This window comes from Nocardia arizonensis (assembly GCF_001310275.1).
Taxonomy (GTDB): Bacteria; Actinomycetota; Actinomycetes; order Mycobacteriales; family Mycobacteriaceae; genus Nocardia; species Nocardia arizonensis.
The window spans coordinates 98,222-117,963 of record NZ_LGYZ01000011.1; the positions used below are offsets into that span (position 1 = coordinate 98,222).

General features: G+C 68.1%; 15 protein-coding genes. 11 read left to right on the forward strand and 4 right to left on the reverse strand.

The annotated features are described in order from the left end of the window. Nucleotides 1-21 precede the first annotated feature (21 nt). A complete protein-coding gene (locus tag APZ21_RS02345; protein ID WP_054811521.1) occupies nucleotides 22-426 on the forward strand; it encodes a MarR family winged helix-turn-helix transcriptional regulator in 405 nt (134 codons plus the stop codon). On the opposite strand, the gene APZ21_RS02350 is transcribed toward APZ21_RS02345, so the two are convergent. Both APZ21_RS02350 and APZ21_RS02355 read right to left on the reverse strand, forming a co-directional pair. Beyond that, complete coding sequence (locus tag APZ21_RS02350) at nucleotides 423-1,247, reverse strand: helix-turn-helix domain-containing protein (RefSeq protein ID WP_239476452.1); 825 nt, start codon at nucleotides 1,245-1,247, stop codon at nucleotides 423-425. The two genes, APZ21_RS02345 and APZ21_RS02350, sit on opposite strands and share 4 nt — an antisense overlap. Before the next feature lie 285 nt (nucleotides 1,248-1,532). Continuing rightward, nucleotides 1,533-2,096, reverse strand: a complete 564-nt coding sequence (locus tag APZ21_RS02355; protein ID WP_054811523.1) for a DUF4282 domain-containing protein — start codon at nucleotides 2,094-2,096, stop codon at nucleotides 1,533-1,535. Nucleotides 2,097-2,274: 178 nt separating this feature from the next. Here APZ21_RS02355 and APZ21_RS02360 point away from each other — a divergent pair, with 178 nt between their 5' ends. The 3 genes from APZ21_RS02360 to APZ21_RS02370 all read left to right on the forward strand — a co-directional run bounded on the left by APZ21_RS02360 (nucleotide 2,275) and on the right by APZ21_RS02370 (nucleotide 6,001). Continuing rightward, entirely contained in the window at nucleotides 2,275-2,778 is a 504-nt protein-coding gene (locus tag APZ21_RS02360) for a hypothetical protein (protein WP_174553623.1), read from the forward strand. A gap of 158 nt (nucleotides 2,779-2,936) precedes the next feature. Beyond that, on the forward strand, nucleotides 2,937-5,138 hold the full coding sequence (locus APZ21_RS02365; protein WP_054811524.1) for a molybdopterin-dependent oxidoreductase: 2,202 nt from the start codon (nucleotides 2,937-2,939) through the stop codon (nucleotides 5,136-5,138). 206 nt (nucleotides 5,139-5,344) lie between these two features. Beyond that, nucleotides 5,345-6,001 carry a pyridoxamine 5'-phosphate oxidase family protein gene (locus APZ21_RS02370; protein ID WP_054811525.1) on the forward strand — a complete coding sequence of 219 codons (657 nt, stop codon included), beginning with the start codon at nucleotides 5,345-5,347 and terminating at the stop codon, nucleotides 5,999-6,001. A gap of 20 nt (nucleotides 6,002-6,021) precedes the next feature. On the opposite strand, the gene APZ21_RS02375 is transcribed toward APZ21_RS02370, so the two are convergent. Next, the gene (locus tag APZ21_RS02375) at nucleotides 6,022-6,462 is read right to left on the reverse strand and encodes a GtrA family protein (RefSeq protein ID WP_156370579.1); all 441 of its coding nucleotides are present in this window, start codon (nucleotides 6,460-6,462) and stop codon (nucleotides 6,022-6,024) included. Nucleotides 6,463-6,629: 167 nt separating this feature from the next. On the opposite strand from APZ21_RS02375, the gene APZ21_RS02380 reads away from it, so the two are divergent. From APZ21_RS02380 to APZ21_RS34955, 6 genes are all read left to right on the forward strand, one after another. Next, nucleotides 6,630-8,090: a decaprenylphosphoryl-beta-D-ribose oxidase gene (locus tag APZ21_RS02380; protein WP_054811550.1), complete on the forward strand. Its 1,461-nt coding sequence runs from the start codon at nucleotides 6,630-6,632 to the stop codon at nucleotides 8,088-8,090. Next, a complete protein-coding gene (locus tag APZ21_RS02385; protein ID WP_054811526.1) occupies nucleotides 8,087-8,866 on the forward strand; it encodes a decaprenylphospho-beta-D-erythro-pentofuranosid-2-ulose 2-reductase in 780 nt (259 codons plus the stop codon). The genes APZ21_RS02380 and APZ21_RS02385 overlap by 4 nt, the downstream gene beginning before the upstream one ends. A gap of 223 nt (nucleotides 8,867-9,089) precedes the next feature. Further along, complete coding sequence (locus APZ21_RS02390) at nucleotides 9,090-11,066, forward strand: arabinofuranosyltransferase (RefSeq protein ID WP_054811527.1); 1,977 nt, start codon at nucleotides 9,090-9,092, stop codon at nucleotides 11,064-11,066. A gap of 49 nt (nucleotides 11,067-11,115) precedes the next feature. Continuing rightward, nucleotides 11,116-11,502: a hypothetical protein gene (locus tag APZ21_RS02395; protein WP_054811528.1), complete on the forward strand. Its 387-nt coding sequence runs from the start codon at nucleotides 11,116-11,118 to the stop codon at nucleotides 11,500-11,502. 129 nt (nucleotides 11,503-11,631) lie between these two features. Then, the gene (locus APZ21_RS02400) at nucleotides 11,632-15,006 is read left to right on the forward strand and encodes an arabinosyltransferase domain-containing protein (RefSeq protein ID WP_239476453.1); all 3,375 of its coding nucleotides are present in this window, start codon (nucleotides 11,632-11,634) and stop codon (nucleotides 15,004-15,006) included. Between the two features lie 306 nt (nucleotides 15,007-15,312). After that, nucleotides 15,313-15,471 (forward strand): hypothetical protein, encoded by a 159-nt coding sequence (locus APZ21_RS34955; protein WP_169334860.1) that lies wholly within the window; start codon nucleotides 15,313-15,315, stop codon nucleotides 15,469-15,471. Between the two features lie 115 nt (nucleotides 15,472-15,586). Here APZ21_RS34955 and APZ21_RS02405 read toward each other — a convergent pair whose 3' ends face one another. Then, nucleotides 15,587-18,922 carry an arabinosyltransferase domain-containing protein gene (locus tag APZ21_RS02405; RefSeq protein WP_054811530.1) on the reverse strand — a complete coding sequence of 1,112 codons (3,336 nt, stop codon included), beginning with the start codon at nucleotides 18,920-18,922 and terminating at the stop codon, nucleotides 15,587-15,589. A 186-nt stretch (nucleotides 18,923-19,108) separates the two neighbouring features. Between APZ21_RS02405 and APZ21_RS02410 the strand changes: the two genes are divergently transcribed. Further along, nucleotides 19,109-19,606 (forward strand): peptidylprolyl isomerase, encoded by a 498-nt coding sequence (locus tag APZ21_RS02410; protein WP_054811531.1) that lies wholly within the window; start codon nucleotides 19,109-19,111, stop codon nucleotides 19,604-19,606. The last annotated feature ends 136 nt before the right edge of the window (nucleotides 19,607-19,742 follow it).

Here is a 19,742-nt window from a genome sequence, read left to right on the forward strand (position 1 = left end):
TCGAGCGACTAGGATGGCCCCATGCCGAAGACGTCGACGCAGCCCGCTTGGCGCCCGGACGCGCCCACCGGGCTCGTCGGCGAATGGCGGCAACTGCTCGAACGGCATGCCACCGTGAGCTGCGCACTGGAGAAAGCGCTGCAACAGCACGACATCGGCCTCAGCGAATTCGAGACCCTCGACCGGCTGGTGGACGCGAACTGCGGCGACTACCGCATGAGTGATCTGGCTGGCGACATCCACCTGAGCCAGAGCGCGCTCTCCCGCGCGGTGGCCCGCCTCGAACGCGACGGACTCGTCGAGCGCAGCATGTGCGCCGAGGACCGCCGCGCGGTCTTCGTCTGCCTCACCGAGAAGGGGCGGGCGCTACACGCGCGCGCGTTACCCACCCACCGGACGGTGCTGGCCGAGAATTGGGAGCGCTAGTCGAGTACGGTCCTCGCGTCCACCGCGGCGGCCCTGATATCGGTGAACGCCTTGCGGTAGCGCTCGATCTCGGCCTCCTTGTCCAGGTACACCGGACCGGTGAACGCCTCGATGTAGACCACCGGCGGTTCCGTACGCTCCCCCGAGCGGCCCTCCGGGAACTCCAGCACGGTGAACCGGCCCGAGTCCATACCGGTGTGATAGCCGGATTCGGTGGGCACCACGAGAATTCGCACATTCGGCAGATCGCACATGCGCCGCAGATGGTCGCGCTGCGCGGCCGCGACCTCCGTGCCGCCGATACCGTGCCACAGCGCGGACTCGCCGATCACCGCGTCCAGGTGCAGCGGCGACTCCGAGCGGGTCAGCAGTTTCTGCCGCGCCGCCCGCAACTGCACCCGCCGATCGATCTCCGCGCTCGAGGCCTGCGGCCGCGCGCCCGCGTGCAGCGCCCGGCTGTACGCCTCGGTCTGCAAGAGGCCGGGAATCAGTCCGTCCTCGTAGGTGTACAGCCGCCGGGCCGCTTCCTCGAGTCCGATGTAGACATCGAAGCCCTCGGCGATCACATCGCTGTAGGCGGTCCACCAGCCGCGCGCCTTGGTCTCGCGGGCCAGTGCGGTCAGGGTGCCGACGAGATCGTTCGGCGCGCCGTAGACCTTGCACATGGCCTCGACGTCGAGGCTGCGCAGGGATGTCTGCCCGGTCTCGATGCGCCAGATCTTGGCTTCGGACCACTCCAACTGCTGTGCGGCCGCGCGCGTCGTCATCCTGGCGCGATTGCGCAATTCCCGCAGGTGGCGGCCGAGCTGCCGTCTCGGCATCGTCGAGCCCGTCGTTCCGTGCGGTAAAGCCATGCTTCCCCCTCGCGCCATGCGTCGATTCGACCCGGCGCTCCTCCAGACCCCCGGCACGACGCTTCCAATCGGGCGCCCGCGACGAGCGGGCGGTGACCCGGACAGCATTGTTTCACAGTCGATCTGACATAGTGCCCACTCGGTGACTCAGGTAGGTCAGTGCCACACTCGAGCCAAATCAGTTAACAGAACGCAGTTTCCGTCAATTCTGTCGAGTTGTCCACTTGCGTGCCCCTCGGCCGACCGAGCCGACTACTTGCGGGTACCGCGGCCGCGGAATCGCCAGAACTGCACGGCGCGCACGTCCTCGGAGAGCTGGTTCACCGGTTCGGCCACATCCGAGAGCGCCTGGAACAGGTCGTCGGCCAGGTCGCTGATGTGCTCGACCCGCGTCGCCAGACGCGAGGCGTTGACCAGGAACTCCAACATCAGGCGAACCGCCGCGGCGATGGTGAGGCCGAGCGGTATCGCGACCAGGGCCGCCAGCACCCCGAGCACCGCCGAGACCTGCCACATCAGCACCGTCAACGCGATCGGGACCGCGATGGCGAAGACGAGTCCGAGCATGTAGGCCAGCGGCAACAGGGTTCGGGTGACCGGGCGCCGGAACTGCACATCGAGCAGGCCGCGGGCGGCGCGCACCGCCCACTCCCGAAAGGCGCGCGGACTCGTGAAGGGTTCGGCGGGGCGGTCCTGCGCGTCCGTCTCCGCGGCGCCGTCACGTCGCGCCGATGCCCGCCACGCGATCCATCGTGACCCGGTCTCGTGTTCGGCCGCACCCGATTCCGTCACCGAGCCGCCGGTCTCATCGCTCATGTCGTGATCCTTCCCGCAATTCGACGACGGACCAACCGGAACGACTTATCGGTAATAGCAATAGAACATTGAATGAGACGAAACATACAGTTCGAAATTTCTTTGGAAACACCCGTAACGCGGAGACCGGTGCGCGTCGATACCCCCCGTGAACGCAGACCCAAAGATCTACCGGGGAATGGAGAAAACAGTGCGCACCACGTTTCCGACTTCCGTCTCGGCGGCCGAGATGACCGCTGCAGCGCAGGACTACAGCCGGCGCGGGTGGACGGTCGCCGAAACGGCCAACGGACTCTGCCTGATCACCGATGGCGAGGTATCGGGTGTCGAGGTCAGCGGCAAGCTGGCAGGTGATGTGCGCCGATTCCTCCGCGCGAACAACCTCTCCGGCCCCGTGATCGAGATCCCCGGACCCGAGCGCCGCGAGATCCACCTGGTCACCGGCCTGCGCAAGGCCACGATGGCCTTGGAGGCGCTGCGCGAGGCGGGCGCCACCGTCTACACCGACGGCGACGGCATCGCCCTTCCGCCCACCCAGATCTCCGCCGCCGGCGCCGCGCAGTGGAGCGTCTCCCCGCAGCAGGCTCGCTGGCTGCCCCCGGTCGTCGCCATCGCCGCGGCCGTTCGTTCCGCGCGGTCCCGTCGCCGCACCGGCGAGACACTGACCAGCGTCGCCTGCTGAACCGGCCCGAACACCGCCTGCTCGGCAGGCCGAAGCCGTCGCCCTCGACGTTTCGCGATCGGGCCTGCGTTCAGGGTCTGAACCGTCGAGTACCGCGACCGCCGGGCCGGTACCGGTCTGCCCCTTCCCGCATGACCCATCGCGCGCGATGATTGGGTATGGCCGAAGTCACCACATTCCGTAATCTGCTGCGCACCTGTCCGCTCTGCGAGGCGGTGTGCGGCCTCGAGATCACCCTCGACCCCGACGATCACGTGACCTCGGTACGCGGCGACAAACACGATCCCTTCAGCCGCGGCTTCGTATGTCCCAAGGGCGCCAGTCTCGGCCATCTCGACGAGGACCCCGACCGGGTCACCGAACCGCTCATCCGTGATCGGGAAACCGATACCTGGCGCACCGCGACCTGGGCCGAGGCATTCGACCACATCGCGCGACGCCTACCGCCGATCATCGCCGAGCACGGACGGCAATCGGCGGGGATATACGTCGGTAATCCCAACGCGCACACCGTCGCGGGCGTGTTGTACGTACCGGCGCTGATCCGCGCGCTCGGCACCAAGAACCTCTATTCCGCCAGTACCTCGGACCAGATGCCCAAACAGGTCGCCTGCGGACTGATGTTCGGCGACCCACTGGTCGTACCGGTGCCCGATCTGGATCGCACCGACTACCTGCTGATGCTCGGCGCGAATCCGCTGGAATCCAATGGATCGCTTTGCACCGCACCCGATTTCCCGGGCAGGCTCAAGGCGCTGCGCCGACGCGGCGGACGTTTGGTCGTGGTCGACCCCCGGCTGACCCGCACCGCGAAACTGGCCGACGAGCACCTGTTCATCCGGCCCGGCAGCGACGCCTATCTGCTGTTCGGCATCGTGCGGACGCTGCTGGAGGAGAATCTGACCGACATCCGGTTCGAGGTCGACGGCCTCGACGAAGTGCGAGCGGCCGCCGCGTATTTCGGGCCCGACGTGGTCACCGCCCACACCGGGATACCCGCCGAGACCGTGTCCCGGCTCGCGCGCGAACTCGCCGCCGCCCCGACGGCCGCGGTGTACGCCCGAATCGGCACGTGCACCGCCGAATTCGGCACGGTCAGCCAGTGGCTGGTCGAGGTGATCAATGTCCTCACCGGCAATCTGGACCGCCCCGGCGGCGCCATGTTCGCCGCGCCGGCGGCGAGCGGCATCGTACGCACCAAACCGTTCCGCACCGGGCGCTGGCACAGCCGGGTGCGCGAGCTGCCGGAGTCGATGGGCGAATTGCCGGTCGCGACACTGGCCGACGAGATCCGCACGCCGGGTGCGGGACAGATCCGGGCGATGGTCACCGTGGCGGGCAATCCGGTGCTGTCCGCGCCCGGCGGCGCGCGCCTGGCCGACGCGTTCGCCGGACTCGAGTTCATGGTGAGCGTGGATCGCTACGTGAACGAGACCACCCGTCACGCCGATGTGATCCTGCCGCCGCCGCGTCCGCTGCAATCCCCGCACTACGATTTCGCACTGCTGCAATTCTCGGTGCGCAACTACGCCAGGTACTCACCGCCGCTGGTGCCGTTGGCCGCCGGTCAGCCCTCCGAGGCACAGGTGATCGCGACACTGGCCGCGGTGGTGAGCGGGCAGCCGCACACCGGCGACCCGATGACCGCGCTGGACGAGATGATCATCGCGGGCACACTGCATCAGGCCGGTATGCCGCAGCGCCGCACCGAACTCGACGGCGAGACCACCACCGAGCAGCGCATCGACATGATGCTGCGGCTCGGCCCCTACGGCGAGTGGAACGACAACCGCGTCGACTGCGGTGTGCCGGGCGGACTGAATCTGCGTGCGCTGCGGGAGAATCCGCACGGACTCGATCTCGGACCACTGCGCCCGCGGCTGCGTGCGGCGCTGCTGACCGCGTCGCGGCGGGTGGACCTGGCACCGCCGCCGCTGCTCGCCGACGTGGCGCGCATGCGGACCAAATCGCTCGACGGCGCACCGGAATTCGTACTGATCGGGCGGCGGCATCTGCGTTCGAACAACAGCTGGCTGCACAATGTCGCGACGCTGGTCAGCGGGACGAATCAATGTACGCTCCAGGTCAATCCGGCCGATGTGGCGCGGCTGGGACTCGGTCGGGAGTGCGTGGTGAAATCCGCGGCGGGCACGCTGACCGTCCCGGTGGAGCCGACCGAAGCGATCATGCCGGGCGTGGTGAGCCTGCCGCACGGCTGGGGTCACGCCGAGAACCCGCAGACCGTCGCGAAGGCCAACGCGGGCGTCAATGTCAATGCGCTGACCGATGACTCGGTGGTCGACGCACCGTCGGGCAATGCCGTGTTCAACGGCGTCCCGGTGACGCTGACACCCGCCTGATCGACGTCCGTCGCTTATCCGCGACGCTTCCGGCCGTCCGAACAAATCCGGGCGGTCGGAATGGGCAAACTCTCGGAAACCCCACTGGCAAATCGCCGTCGAGTCCATTTCCGTCCCCGAATCCACCGCTGCGCGTGAGCCGAGTCACCTAAACTGGACAAGGTTTCGATCGAAGTATCCGTATCACGGCTACCAAGGGGGCGGAGATGCACGGAGCGCGATACGGCAGCGACGGCGAGCACGAACTCCAGGACCGGCACGGCAGCAGGGACCGGGCCGAACGGTTCTATTCGGAGCAGATGTGCGACCGGCTCGACTCGACAATGATCGAGTTCATCGCGCGAATGGATATGGCCTTCATCGCGACCAGCGACAAACACGGGGAATGCGATACCACTTTCCGTGCGGGCACGCCCGGATTCGTACATGTCGTCGACGCGCATACGATCGCCTATCCCGAGTTCCGTGGCAACGGGGTGATGGCCAGTATGGGCAATATTCTGGAGAATCCGCATATCGGAATTCTTTTCATCGATTTCGTGCGCGATCTCATCGGCTTGCACGTCAACGGTTCGGCCCGCGTCGTCGAGGACGCGGCGCTGCGGGCGCGGGTCGCCGACCTGCCGCGGCACAGCGGCGGACGCACGGTCGGGCTGTGGGTGGTGGTCGGCGTGGAGGAGGCCTACATCCACTGCCGCAAACACATACCGCACCTGGTGCCCGCGGCCCGCGAACAGCGCGATTGGGGCACCGACAGCACGCGCGCCAAAGGCGGCGACTATTTCGGTATCAAGGCCCAACGACAGGGCGGGGGCGCGGAGCTGGTCCCCGCGCTGCCCGGCGCGACGCTCGGCAGGGCTTGAAGATCGGCGGGGCTTGAATATCAGCGGAGCTTGAAGATCACCAGTCTCTGCACCGCGAAATTGATCACGGTCGCGGTGCCCTGGGCGATCACGAAGGCCACGGTGAGCTGCCACGGCCGCTCACCCAGCACGTTCACCATGAGCTGATTGATGCCGACCTGCACCCCGAAGGTGGTCGCGTAGAGCGCGACCACCGCCACGAAACGGGCGCGGCTCGGCGGCGCCTGGAACGTCCAGCGCCGGTTGATGAGGTAGGCCGTCGTGGTGCCCGCGACGAAGCTGATCGCCTTCGCACCGCTGGTCGGCAGGCCGACCACGATCTTGAGGAACAGATAAAGCCCGTAATCCACGACCGCCGACAGACCACCGGTGACGGTGAACCGGATGATCTGGGTCTTGAGGCCGAGTTCGCCGTGTGCGGACACATCGGCGCCGACGGGGATGCCGTATGCCCCGACCAGGGCCGCTTCGGCGGCGGGCGCGTCGGTCTCGGCCGTCGAAGGGGGACGGGATTCGGCTTGCACGGCCAAGAGCTTAACCGCCCCGCGGTGCCGGGATAGCCGGGAGCATACCTGGGACTACGACGACATCGGTCCGGCTCCCGGCGATACCTGTAGCCTCTATGCCGATGTCCACGAAAGTTTCGACCTCCACCACCACAACCGGTGACGAAGGGTCCGCGCGGCCGGCGTCCGACTACGCCTTACCCACGCGGCACCGCGAGTTGACCGGGTGGGGTCGCACCGCCGCAACCTCCGCCGAAGTGCTGTCGACGCCCGATCCCGAAGTGATCGCCAAGGCCGTCGCGATGGTCGCCGAGGACAACGACGGCAAGCCGGCCCACCTGCGTCGCGGCGTCATCGCCCGCGGACTCGGCCGTTCCTACGGGGACAACGCCCAGAACGCGGGCGGCCTCGTCGTCGACATGACCGCGCTGAACAAGATCCACCGCATCGACCGGGACACCCGGCTCGTCGACGTGGACGCGGGCGTGAACCTCGACCAGCTGATGAAGGCCGCGCTGCCGTTCGGCCTATGGGTCCCGGTGCTACCAGGAACCCGGCAGGTCACCGTCGGCGGCGCCATCGGCTCCGATATCCACGGCAAGAACCATCACAGCGCGGGCAGCTTCGGCAACCACGTGCGCTCGATGGAACTGCTCACCGCGGACGGCACCGTCCAGCACATCACGCCGCGCCGCAACGCCAAACTCTTCTGGGCCACCATCGGCGGCTGCGGGCTCACCGGCATCGTGCTGCGCGCCACGATCGAGATGACACCCACCGAGACGGCGTATTTCATCGCCGACGGCGATGTCACGGCGACGCTGGACGAGACCATCGCCTTCCACAGCGACGGCTCCGAGGACCGCTACGAATACAGTTCGGCTTGGTTCGACGCGATCAGCCCGGAACCGAAGCTGGGTCGCGCGGCCATCTCACGCGGCAACCTGGCCACACTCGACCAGCTGCCGCCGAAGCTGCGCAAGGACCCGCTGCGTTTCAACGGAAAGACCTTCCTGACGCTGCCGGACGTCTTCCCCAACGGCCTGGCCAACAAGTACACCTTCACCCCGATCGGTGAACTCTGGTACCGCAAGGCGGGCAGCTACCGCAACAAGGTGCAGAGCCTGACCGCCTTCTACCACCCGCTCGACATGATCGGCGAGTGGAACCGCGGCTACGGCTCCAACGGCTTCCTCCAGTACCAGTTCGTGGTGCCGCCGGAGTCGGTGGACGAGTTCAAGCGCATCATCATCGACATACAGCGGTCCGGGTTCTACTCGTTCCTCAACGTGTTCAAGCTCTTCGGCCCCGGCAACCAGGCGCCGCTGAGCTTCCCCATCCCGGGCTGGAACATCTGCGTCGATTTCCCCATCTCCCCCGGGCTCAACGAATTCGTCACCGATCTGGACCGGCGGGTGCTCGAATTCGGCGGCAGGCTCTACACCGGCAAGGATTCGCGGACCACCGCGGAGACCTTCCACAAGATGTATCCCCGGATCGACGAGTGGATCAAGGTCCGCCGCAGTGTCGACCCCACAGGCGTTTTCATGTCCGATATGGCGAGAAGGCTGGAGCTTCAGTGATCAATGCCGTAGGCAACCCGCAGACCATCCTGCTGCTGGGCGGAACCTCGGAGATCGGCCTCGCGATTTGCGCGGAGTACCTGAAGAAGGGGCCCGCGCGCATCATCCTCGCGGCACTGCCCAACGACCCGCTGCGCGACGGCGCGGTCGCCCAGATGAACGCGGCGGGCGCGAACGCTGTCGAGGTCATCGACTTCGACGCGCTCGACCCCGGCAGTCACCCCAAGGTCATCGACGCGGCATGGGACGCCGGTGACGTCGATGTCGCCATCGTCGCCTTCGGCCTGCTCGGCGATGCCGAGGAACTGTGGCAGAACCAGCGCAAGGCCGTGCAGATCGCGGAGATCAACTACACCGCCGCGGTGTCGGTCGGCGTGCTGATCGGCGAGAAGATGAAGGCGCAGGGCTACGGGCGCGTCATCGCCATGTCCTCGGCCGCCGGTGAGCGGGTGCGCCGCTCCAATTTCGTGTACGGCTCGACCAAGGCCGGACTCGACGGTTTCTACCTGGGTCTCGGCGAGGCGCTGCGGCCGTTCGGCCCGCGCGTGCTGGTGATCCGTCCCGGACAGGTGCGCACCCAGACCACCCTCGCGCACTGGAAGGCGACCGGGGCCAAGGAAGCCCCGTTCACCGTCGACAAGGAAGAGGTCGCGGCGCTGGCGGTCGCGGCGTCCGAACGCGGCAAGGAGCTGATCTGGGCTCCGGGCATCTTCCGCTACGTGATGATGATCCTGCGCCACATTCCGCGCCCGATCTTCCGCAGGCTGCCCATCTGAGATGACCGCACGACGGTGAGCCGCATCGCGTTCCGTTGGGAACCGGTGCGGCTCTCGTTTTCCCGTCGGGTGGTTACCATCGTCGCGGCTGCGCTCCAGCGGTCATCACGAGACGGAGCCGAATGCGAACCGGAGGCGTAATGCGAGTAGTCGGACCGATCCCCACCGGTCACACCGATGGTGGGCCCGACATGGTCGCCCGGCGGTTCGGGTCGGTGCGCCGATGACGACCGCCGCCGAGACCGCGTCCGCCCGGCCATCGCGCATCGCGGTACTCGGTCGCCATCTCGCCTCGGGACTCGGTGAGGCCGCCCTCGCGGTGATCGTCGCGGTCGTGGTGGCCGCGGTCGGGTTGTTCGCCTTCACGCTGGTGGACTGGCCCGCCTTCAACTCCTCCAACGTGACCCGCGCGCTGACCACCGTGGGTCAGGTCGCGGCCGCGGTCGTGCTGGTCGCGGCTATCACGCTCATCCGGCTGCGCCGGTGGCCGTGGGTCGCGAAACTGCTGTCCTGGGTGGGCATCTCGGCCTTCGTGACGGTGACCCTCGGCATGCCGCTCGCGGCGACCAAGCTGTACCTGTTCGGCGTGTCGGTGGACCAGGAGTTCCGCACCGAATATCTGACGCGGCTGACCGACAGCGCGGCGCTGCGGGATATGACCTATGCGGATCTGCCGCCGTTCTATCCGGCGGGCTGGTTCTGGGTCGGCGGCCGGGTCGCGAATGTGCTCGGCATGGACGGCTGGGAGGCGTTCAAGCCGTACGCGATCGGATCGCTCGCGGTCGCCGCGGTGCTCGCCCTGGTGCTGTGGACGCGGCTGATCCGGGCGGACTGGGCGGTCGCGGTGACCGCGGCGACCGTCGCCGTCGGCGTCGCCTTCGCCGCGCCCGAGGCGTACAGCGCGGTCATCGTGCTGCTGCTGCCGCCCGCCCTGGTACTCGCGTGGGGCGCCATCCACCGGCCCGCCGCGGGCGACGCGACCGCGGACGGCTGGGGCGCGGTGATCGGGGCCGGCTGCTTCCTCGGCCTCGGCGCCACCTTCTACACCCTCTACTTCCTGGTCGCCGCGTTCGCGATCTTCCTGATGGGACTCGTCGCAGCCGGACTCGCGGTGCGCGAGCGGCGGCAGACCGCGCGAGCCGCACGGTCGCCCGCGCCGGAGGCGGCGTGGCGCGCGGCGGTGTCGCCGATTCTGCGCACGGTCGTGATCGGGGTGATCGCGGGCGTGCTCGCGCTCGTCGTGTGGCTGCCGTACGCGCTGAAGGCGCTGACCACGACGGTGGCGAGTTCCGGCACGGCCATGCACTATCTGCCGCCGTCCGGCGCCGAACTGCCGCTGCCGATGGCGCAGTTCTCGCTGCTTGGCGGTCTGTGCCTGGTCGGGACCGTCTGGTTGGTCGTGCGCGCGGGTTCCTCGCGGCGGGCGCAAGCGCTCGGAATCGGCGTGGTCGCCATCTACCTGTGGACCCTGCTGTCCATGCTCGCGACCGCCGCGGGCACCACGCTGCTGTCCTTCCGGCTCGAAGCGCCGTTGCTCGTCCTGCTCGCCGCGGCGGGCGCCTTCGGCTTCGTGGAGGGCGCGCGGGCGATCTACCGGGCATTCGACGAGCCGCGCCGATTCCGTACCGCGGCCGTGGCGCTGGCCCTGATCGGCGCGATGGCCTTCGTCCAGGACATTCCGCACGTGCTGACGGCCGAGATCACCACCGCCTACACCGATACCGACGGCAACGGCGAGCGCGGCGACCGTGGCAAGGAATCGGCGGTGTGGCACTACCGCGATATCGACGCCGCGCTGCTCGCCCAGACCGGCCGCCCGCGCGACGAGACGGTACTGCTCACCGCGGACACCAGCTTCCTGTCCTTCTACCCCTACTTCGGATTCCAGGCGCTGACCTCGCACTACGCCAATCCGCTCGCCGATTTCGCGGGCCGGGCCGAGACCATCAAGCGGTGGAGTCGAGCGGGCTCGCCCGCCGAACTGCGCGCGCAACTGGATCAGACACCGTGGCGGCGACCCGACGCCTTCCTCTTCCGGCGCAGCGGCGAGAGCTACACGCTGCGGCTGTCGGAGGACGTCTATCCCAACGACCCCAATGTCAAGCGCTACACCGTCGCCTTTCCGGCGGAACTCTTCGCCGATCCCGCCTTCAGAGTGACCGATATCGGGCCGTTCACGCTGGTCACGGTGGTCCACTAGGGCGGACTCCGCCGGGTGCGCGGCGGCACGGGGTTGAGATCGGGCGCGCGTGGATACCCCTTGGGGCAGTTGCCCGCCCACCCTCGGCCGCTCGGATCGCGATTCGCACCGGGCGCGCCTAGGGTGGGCTGGTTCGCTGGCGGGCGGCTATTTCGTCGGCCCGACGAGCCGGGACAAGAAGGGCATATACGGTCCCGAGTTCCTGCCGACCATGGCGCTGCTGGTTCGCGTCCACGACACCGGTGTCATCCCGCCGATCGGTCAGGACGAGCGCGCCGAGGCCATCGCCGACCTCAATTCGTGGCGCGCCGACGTGCTGGTGCTGCCCGGGACCAGCAATGCCGACGCGCTGCGTTCGGTGGTCACCCAGTTGGTCGGATTCGCGCCGACCCGGGTTCAGGACGTCTGGGTCTGGAATGTGCGGCAACTGCGGTGAGACCACGGCGTCTCGCCGACGGCCGCTCGCGTACGGCGCCGTCGTGGCGGCGACCGCCCTCCTCGTCCTCCGTACCGCCGCACACGGTGGCTAGCATGAACCCCCGTGCGACCGGACCGAGCGACTCCCGTGTTTGACCGTTACCGCCTGATCGCCATCGTCTCCGGGCTCCTCGGATTCGTCTTGGCGCTGCTGACCCCGCTGCTGCCGGTCCGCCAGGATCAGGCCACGCTGGACTGGCCGCAGGTGGGCAACACCACCGATGTCGCCGCGCCGCTGGTCTCCTACGAACCCCTGCGGCTGCGAGCCACCCTGCCCTGCTCGGTGCTCTCGGCGCCGGTCACCGGTGGCGCCGAACCGGGCGGCGCGCCGTCACCGGGCGCGGAGCCGGGCGGCGGCCGGGGACCCGGCGCCTCACGCACGCTGTTGTCCACCATCGCGGTGGCCTCCGGCCAGGCGGCGACCAAGGGGCTGGTGGTCTCGGTCACCGACGGCACGCTCGCCGTGGTCCAGCGCGATATCCCGTTGCTGTCCGCACCGGTCGAGGAGATCGCCGCGTGCACCGCGATCACCATCGACTCCACCGCCGCCGCGACCACGGTCGAATTCACCGGGGCGCGGCGCGCGGACGGCACACCGTTCCGCACGTCACTGCCGCGCGACGTCCGCCCGCAGGTCGTCGGCGTGTTCACCGACCTGGATGGCGCGCAGGTCGCCGCGGCCCGGGTGCACCTCGACATCGACTCGCGCTTCTCCTCCACGCCGACCACCCTGAAACTGCTGGTCATGATCGCGGCGGCGATCTGCACGGTGATCGCGCTGTTCGCCCTGCACATGCTCGACACCTCCGACGGCCGCCGGGCGCGCCGCTTCCTGCCCGCGCACTGGTGGCGCTTCGGCCTCGCCGACGCGGCGGTCATCGGCACGCTGGCGCTGTGGCACGTCATCGGGGCCAACACCTCCGACGACGGCTACATCCTCAATATGGCCCGCGCCTCGGAGCATTCGGGCTACATGGCCAACTACTACCGGTGGTTCGCGGTGCCGGAGGCGCCGTTCGGCTGGTCCTACGAGGCACTGGCCTGGATGACGAAGATCTCCGACGCCAGCCCGTGGATGCGGCTGCCGACGCTGCTCGCGGGCGTGGTCTGCTGGCTGGTGATCAGCCGCGAGGTGCTACCCCGGCTCGGGGCGCGGGTGCGCCGCCACCGGATCGCATTGTGGACGGCGGGACTGGTCTTTCTCGCCTTCTGGCTGCCGTACGACAACGGTTTGCGCCCCGAACCGCTCATTGCCGCGGGCGCCCTGCTGACCTGGTGCTCCATCGAACGCGCCATCGCCACCGGGCGGCTGCTGCCCGCCGCGATCGGCGTCATGATCGCCGCGTTCTCCCTGGCGGCCGGTCCCACCGGGCTCATCTGCATCGCCGCGCTCATCGCCGGGTCGCGGCCGGTGCTCCAGATCATCGTCAAGCGGGCACAGGGCGCGCTGCCGCGGCGGATCGCCGACGGCGCGGAGGCCGCGCCCGCGGACACCGCCCGCCGCGCCCTGCCCGCGCTGGTGTTCCGGTACGCGGCCCTGCTCGCGCCCGGACTGGCCGCGGGCACGCTGGTACTCATCGTGGTCTTCGTCGATCAGACCCTGGCCACGGTCATGGAAGCGACCCGGGTGCGCACCATCGTCGGCCCCAACGTGGCCTGGTTCGACGAACGCACCCGCTGGGATTCGCTGCTCATGCTGTCGCCGGACGGTTCGCTGGCCCGGCGCTTCGGCGTCCTGCTCATGCTGCTGTGTCTGCTGGTCTGTGTGCTCCAAGTGCTGCGCAAGGGCCGGATACCGGGCACGTCGCGCGGTCCGTCGGTGCGCATCCTCGGCATCGTCTTCGCCTCGCTGCTGCTCATGATGTTCACCCCGACCAAGTGGACCCATCACTTCGGCGTCTACGCCGGACTCGCGGGTTCGCTGGCCGCACTGGCCGCGGTCGCGGTGGGCAGCACCGGAATTCGCGCACCACGCAATCGGGCGCTGTTCGCGGCGGCGGTGCTGTTCGTGCTCGCCATCACCTTCACCGGCTCCAACGGCTGGTGGTACGTCTCCAGTTACGGTATCCCGTGGTGGGACAAGGCTCCGCTGGTCGCGGGCAAGGGCATATCGACGCTGTTCCTCGGACTCAGCGCGCTGGCCCTGCTGTGGGCGATCTGGCTGCACTATCGCGAACCGTATCGCCGGGACACGCCGCCGAACCGCTTCGACCGTTTCGCCTCCGCGCCGCTGACCATCGCCGCCGCCGTACTCGTGCTGTTCGAGGTGGCCTCGCTGGCCAAGGCCGCGATCACCCAGTATCCCGCGTATTCGATCGCCAAGTCGAATATCGAGTCGTTGGCGGGTGATTCGTGCGGTCTCGCCAATGACGTACTGGTGGAGACCGATACGGCCGATTCACTGCTGCTGCCATACGTCGGCTCCCCCGCCGACGGCCTGTCGGCCCCGCCCGCGGACGGGGCGACGGCGACGAAGGGCTTCACCCCCAACGGCGTCGCCGCCGACCTCACCGCCGACGCGGAGGAAACCGTGACCGGCGGCGCGAATTCGGTCGACAAGGATTCCGACAACAAGACCACCAACACCACCGGTGCGGGGACCGGCGGCGGCACCAGCGAGCAGGCGGGTGTCAACGGCAGCACCGTCGCACTGCCGTTCGGCCTCGATCCCGCTCGCACCCCGGTCCTCGGCAGCTACCAGGACGACGGCGAACAGCGGCAGGCTCGCCTCGAATCACAGTGGTACCGACTCGATCTGACCGACAGCATGCGCGACGATCCCGCCTATCGAGTGCTCGTGGTCACCGCGGCGGGCCGCATCCGCTCGGTCGACGCCGACGGCGTGCTCACCTACGGCCAGGAGCTTCGGGTGGAATACGGTGTGCGCGAGGCCGACGGCCGGATGACCGTGCTCGGTTCGGTCGATCCGCTGGACATCGGACCCGCGCCGTCCTGGCGCAATCTGCGGGTGCCGCTGGACCGGCTGCCGCGCGAGGTGAACGCGGTCCGGCTGGTCGCGGTGGACAACGACATCACGCCCAGGCAGTGGCTGGCGGTCACCCCGCCGCGCCTGCCCCGGCTGGCGAGTCTGAATTCGGTTGTCGGATCGCGGGATCCGGTGCTGCTCGACTGGCACGTGGGATTGGCGTTCCCGTGTCAGCGCCCCTTCGACCATCATGACGGCGTGGCCGAGGCGCCGCGGTGGCGCATTCTGCCGGACCGAGTCGGCTCCGACGCCTCCAATGCGTGGCAGGACGATATCGGCGGCGGACCGCTCGGCTGGACGGGTCTGCTGGCGAAGTCGCGGACCGTGCCGAGTTATCTCGAGCACGACTGGGCCCGCGACTGGGGTTCGCTCGAGCAGTTCACGCCCTACGATCCGAGCGCCGCGCCCGCGACCATCGGCGTGACGGTCGAGAATCGTAACGGTTGGTCGAAACAGGATCCCATTCGGATTCGTTAGCCTCGCCGATTCGGGCGCGACCGACCCAGACAGCCGCAGAGGCGTTGCCGACCCGGCGGATTTCCGCCGGGTCGGCCTACCGCACACCCGCCGAACTCCACCAATTCGGACATGATGTATCACTATTCACGAATGCCGGGAATTGTGATGCGCAGCACAATAACTGGAGACACGCCGGGGACCGTCCGATCACCGTGAGTCGACCGAAACCTCCTCATACAGCGTGGGTTTCATCGGGGTGACGCCTCAGTAACCGATGATCGGATTGCCAGGCGGATGACAGTTTGGGAACGTACTGTTGTGGGTATGACAGCAGCCTTCGATGACATGGATCTGCGCGATCTCGTCGACCTGCTCACAGATGACGAGAAGCGCGAATTACGCCCGGCGGTGCTTCGGGTGCTCGGCCGCCTCCCCTCCCAGGAGGTGTTGCGCCGCGAACTCGGCAGGCGCATGAAGGTATAGCGCGTCCGCCCGAACCACCGCACTACGCAGAAACCACCGCAGTACGCAGAACCGCCGTGGAACGCAAAGGGGCCGTAGCGTCGAACGACGCCACGGCCCTCCTACTTTCCGGCGGCTAGAACACCCGCAGCTGTCCCGGCGACCAGAGACCGGACCTGGTCACGGTGCCGGTATCGAGTTTCGCCGGTTTGGCATTGCGGCCGTACTGGTCGTAGCGCTCGAGCGAACCCCAGTCGCGCGCCCAGTCGTCCTTCATGTAGGTCGGCACCGTGGTCGACTTGGCCAGCATCTGCGTGAATCCGAGCGGACCGCCGAACTCCTCGGCCTGCCAGGTGTTGGTGGAGCTGATCGCCAGCGGCCGGTCCGGCAGGATGCGGTAACCCGGCACCTCCGCGACGCCGTCGCGGTGGTCGAACGGACGCTGGCACGGGAACTGCAAGCCGACCGCCCAGTCCAGCAGCACCGGCTGCTCCGAACCGATGAGGCTGTTGAGCGATTCCAACTTCGGCATGCGCGGCGGCGTGAAGGCCAACCACTGGTCACCGATGAGAATCGGGTCGTTGGCGACGATGCGCACCGCGTCGGCCTCCGGCGCGATCTCGTCCAACGGCACCCGCAGATTGCGCCACGACGGGAACGGGCCGATATCGCGCGGCATATAGTTGCCGAGCTGCTCGACCGACCCGTCGGGAAGGCGCTTACCGTAGTCGACCGTCAACGACTGGCCGTACTTCATCGCGCCGGTGTCGTCGAAGGACATGATGCGCCCCGCCGCCGAAATGACCACCAGCGGTTTGTCGGCCGACCTCGGCGCCAGCTCGTACCAGCTCGAGGTCAGGCGCGCGGGCTGCTGCACACCCTCCTGATAGCTGCCCATCACCGGCGTGGTCGCCGGGTCGAGGCCGAACGGCAATGCGACGGTGCTGCCGTTCACACCCTCGGCGCCCTGACCGCCGCCGGTGCCCGCGCTCTCGCCCTCGGCGAAAGCCGCGCCGACCGACTGGGTGGAGGTGTTGCCGGTGCCGGGCTTCACCTCGACACTGTCGGCGGACAAATCATCGGGCACGCCGTTGGCGGCGAAGCCGACCGGGGAAGCGCCCGCGAGCGGATCGCCGTTGAGCGGCGGCGCGGCCGGATCGATGATCGGCTGCAACCGGCCGCCGTTCGGATTCGGCTCCACCAGAATGTCATTGGCCAGACCGCAGGCGCTGCCGCCGAGCGCGTCCATATTCGACCGGCCCAGCGAATAGGCCGGATACTGCGAATAGGCACCCTTCGCCAGCGACAACACCTCGAGCGCGACCATGAGTGCGGCCACCACCGTCAGCGGAATGGCCGCGAACTTGCGAATCCGCTTGCCACGCGCCGACTTCGGTGACGCCTCCGGCGGCACGTACTGCTCGCGCAGGGTGAACCAGGCCACCAGCGCCAACGCCGCGCCGAACAGGATCAGCATGACGGTGTTGGATTCGTGGCCCTGGAAGGAGACCCGCTTGTCGAACCACGGCACACCGAAACTCGACACGTACCAGTAGCCGTTGATGCCCGAGAACGACAACGCCAGCACGAACAGCAGACCCGCCAGGAAGATGGCTCTGTTCTTGCGCGCCCGCAGCGCCGTCGCCGACACCGCGACCGCGGTCACCGCGGCCAGCGAACCCGCGATACCGGCGTACGCGCCGAAGTGATGGGTCCACTTGGTCGGGTTGAACATCATGAAGAAGATGGTGCCGAAGACCACGCCCATCAACCGCCACGTCGGACCGCTGGCGATACCCGGCACCTGCCTGCGACGCAGCAGCACCAACATCGTCGTGAACAGGCACAGCAGCATCACCAGGAAGGCGAAGCGGCGCGACAGCGACCCGTCGACGGTCTCGACGAACAAGTAGTAGTAGCGCAGGTAGTCCTCATACCAGGCCAGATTCGGTCCGGTGATCTGGCGGACACGGTTGGCTTCCTGAATCGCGGCGAAGGTCTGATCGCTGTACACCACCGTCAACACCAGCAGGCCCGCCGCCGCGATCGGCGCCAGCAGCGGCAGCGTGCCGAACTGCCGATGTCTGCGCACCACGATCCGCACCAGCGGTCTGATACCGGCCAGCAGCGCCGCCACGCACATGAGTCCGGTCGGGGCCGCCGCCAAGGTGAACGCCGCGATAAGCACCGCCGCCGCCGCGGGCAACAGGCGACCGGTGGCAATGGCCCGCTCGATGGAGACCCAGGTCAGCAGGGCGCCGAGCGCGACGATCGGCTCCGAGCGCAGACCGTTGTCGAACGGCAGCCAGAAGGCCAGGAACACCAGACCTCCGGTCCACAGCGCGACCCGGCTGTTGCGCACGCCGCGTCCGAGCCGCGGCACCACCTCGCGGCTGATCACCATCCAGCACAGGATCGCGCAGGCCAGCGCGGGCAACCGCACCCACGGACTCGCCGTGGAGATCTCCGAGAAGACCTGGATCACGTAGTAGTACCAGCCGAACGGCGCCTCCGGCACGCCGTACCAGCGGAAATAGTTAGCCATATAGCCCGCGTGCGGCGCCACCCGCACCATGCTCAGGATGTAGCCGTCGTCGGAGGTGTTCGCGCCGATGAAATGCCACACCAGCAGCGTGCCGATGACCGCGCCGTCCGCCCACGACGGCTTCAGCCAGTTGGCGGGCAGGAAGCGCCGGTGCCCGCGGCCGTCACTGCCGTCGAGCCGGGCCAACGCCGCCAACGCGATCACCGTGCACAGCGCCGCGCCGATCATCGCGATCAACTTGATCAGGGTCGGTGCGGTGGTGAAGCGGGTGTCGACGGTCATATGGAAGCCGAGACCCGCGGGCGCTTGGCCCTCCAGATCGGAGAACACGCCGACGACCTGCGGCCGCAGATCACCGTTGAGTCGACCCTCGACCGGTTCGACCACCGATTCCTTCGCTCCCGGCGCTCCGCCCGGCGCCGGCCGCTCGACGGTTTTGGTCAGCCCCGTGAACTCGGCGCGGGTGACGGCGCTGTCGGACTCGATGACGATCGCCGAACAACGCCCCATATCGGCGCGATCGGCCGACGCCACCACCGCATTGCGATCCACCACGTCGACCGAGGTCTGCGACACGCGAACGAACATGGCCTCGAGCGCGGCCCGGTCACCCTGCGGCGGCGCGGTCGCCAGCAGCATGCCGCCCTGCGCGGGCAGCGTCTGCACGGCCGCGCACGGAATGGTCGCGCTCAGCTCCACCGGCGCCTGCGACATCAACGGCGCCTGCACATTGCCGAGCGTGCCGCCCTGCGGCCAATTCAGCACCGCCGTGGTCTGGGTGACCGGAAGAAATGGCGTCGCAAGCGCCAACACCGCGCCTATCAATCCCGTGACCAGCGCGATCATCCGCGCGACCCGGAAATCCCGTACGGGAACCTCCGGGGTTGGGGCCGGTTTGGTGAGAACAGCTGTCGCGGCGTCTGGCACGGTTGGACATGCTATCTTCCCGTCCGATTCTCAGCGTGTCGGATAACCATCGATCGCCCGGCGACCGACTCGGAACGCCGTCACGGCCGGTGCCGACGCGCCGAAGCGACGGCCCCCGCGCGGCAGAACGCCCGAAACGGGACCCGAATTGCTGACCCGACACCGCCGCCATGCAAAGGTGTGAGTATGACCAAGGTGAATCTCGCGACGAACTTCGGACCGATCGTGCTCGAACTCGACGACGCCAAGGCGCCGAATTCGGTGCAGAACTTCGTCGACTACGTGAATTCCGGCCACTACAACGGCACCATCTTCCACCGCGTCATCCCCGGTTTCATGATTCAGGGCGGCGGCTTCGAGCCCGGCATGCGCCAGAAGGGCACCAAGGCGCCCATACGGAACGAGGCGAACAACGGCCTCAAGAACGACAAGTACACCGTGGCGATGGCGCGCACCAACGATCCCCATTCCGCCACCGCCCAGTTCTTCATCAACGTGTCCGACAACGACTTCCTGAACCACTCCGCCCCCACGCCGTCGGGTTGGGGCTACGCGGTGTTCGGAAAGGTCGTGGAAGGGACCGAGGTGGTCGACAAGATCACAGGTGTCACCACCGGATCAGCGGGAATGCATCAGGACGTGCCCCAAGACGACGTCGTGATCGAGTCGGCCACCATCGGCTGAAAGCCCGCCCCAACGGGAAAAGCCCGGTCACCCCGGCCCACCCCGCGAAGCGAGTCTCACGAGCGACCGTTCGCGACCGTCCCGCATCCGAGCGGTCGAGACAATGCGCCGCAGGCGCGAGTATCGGCCGTTCGGA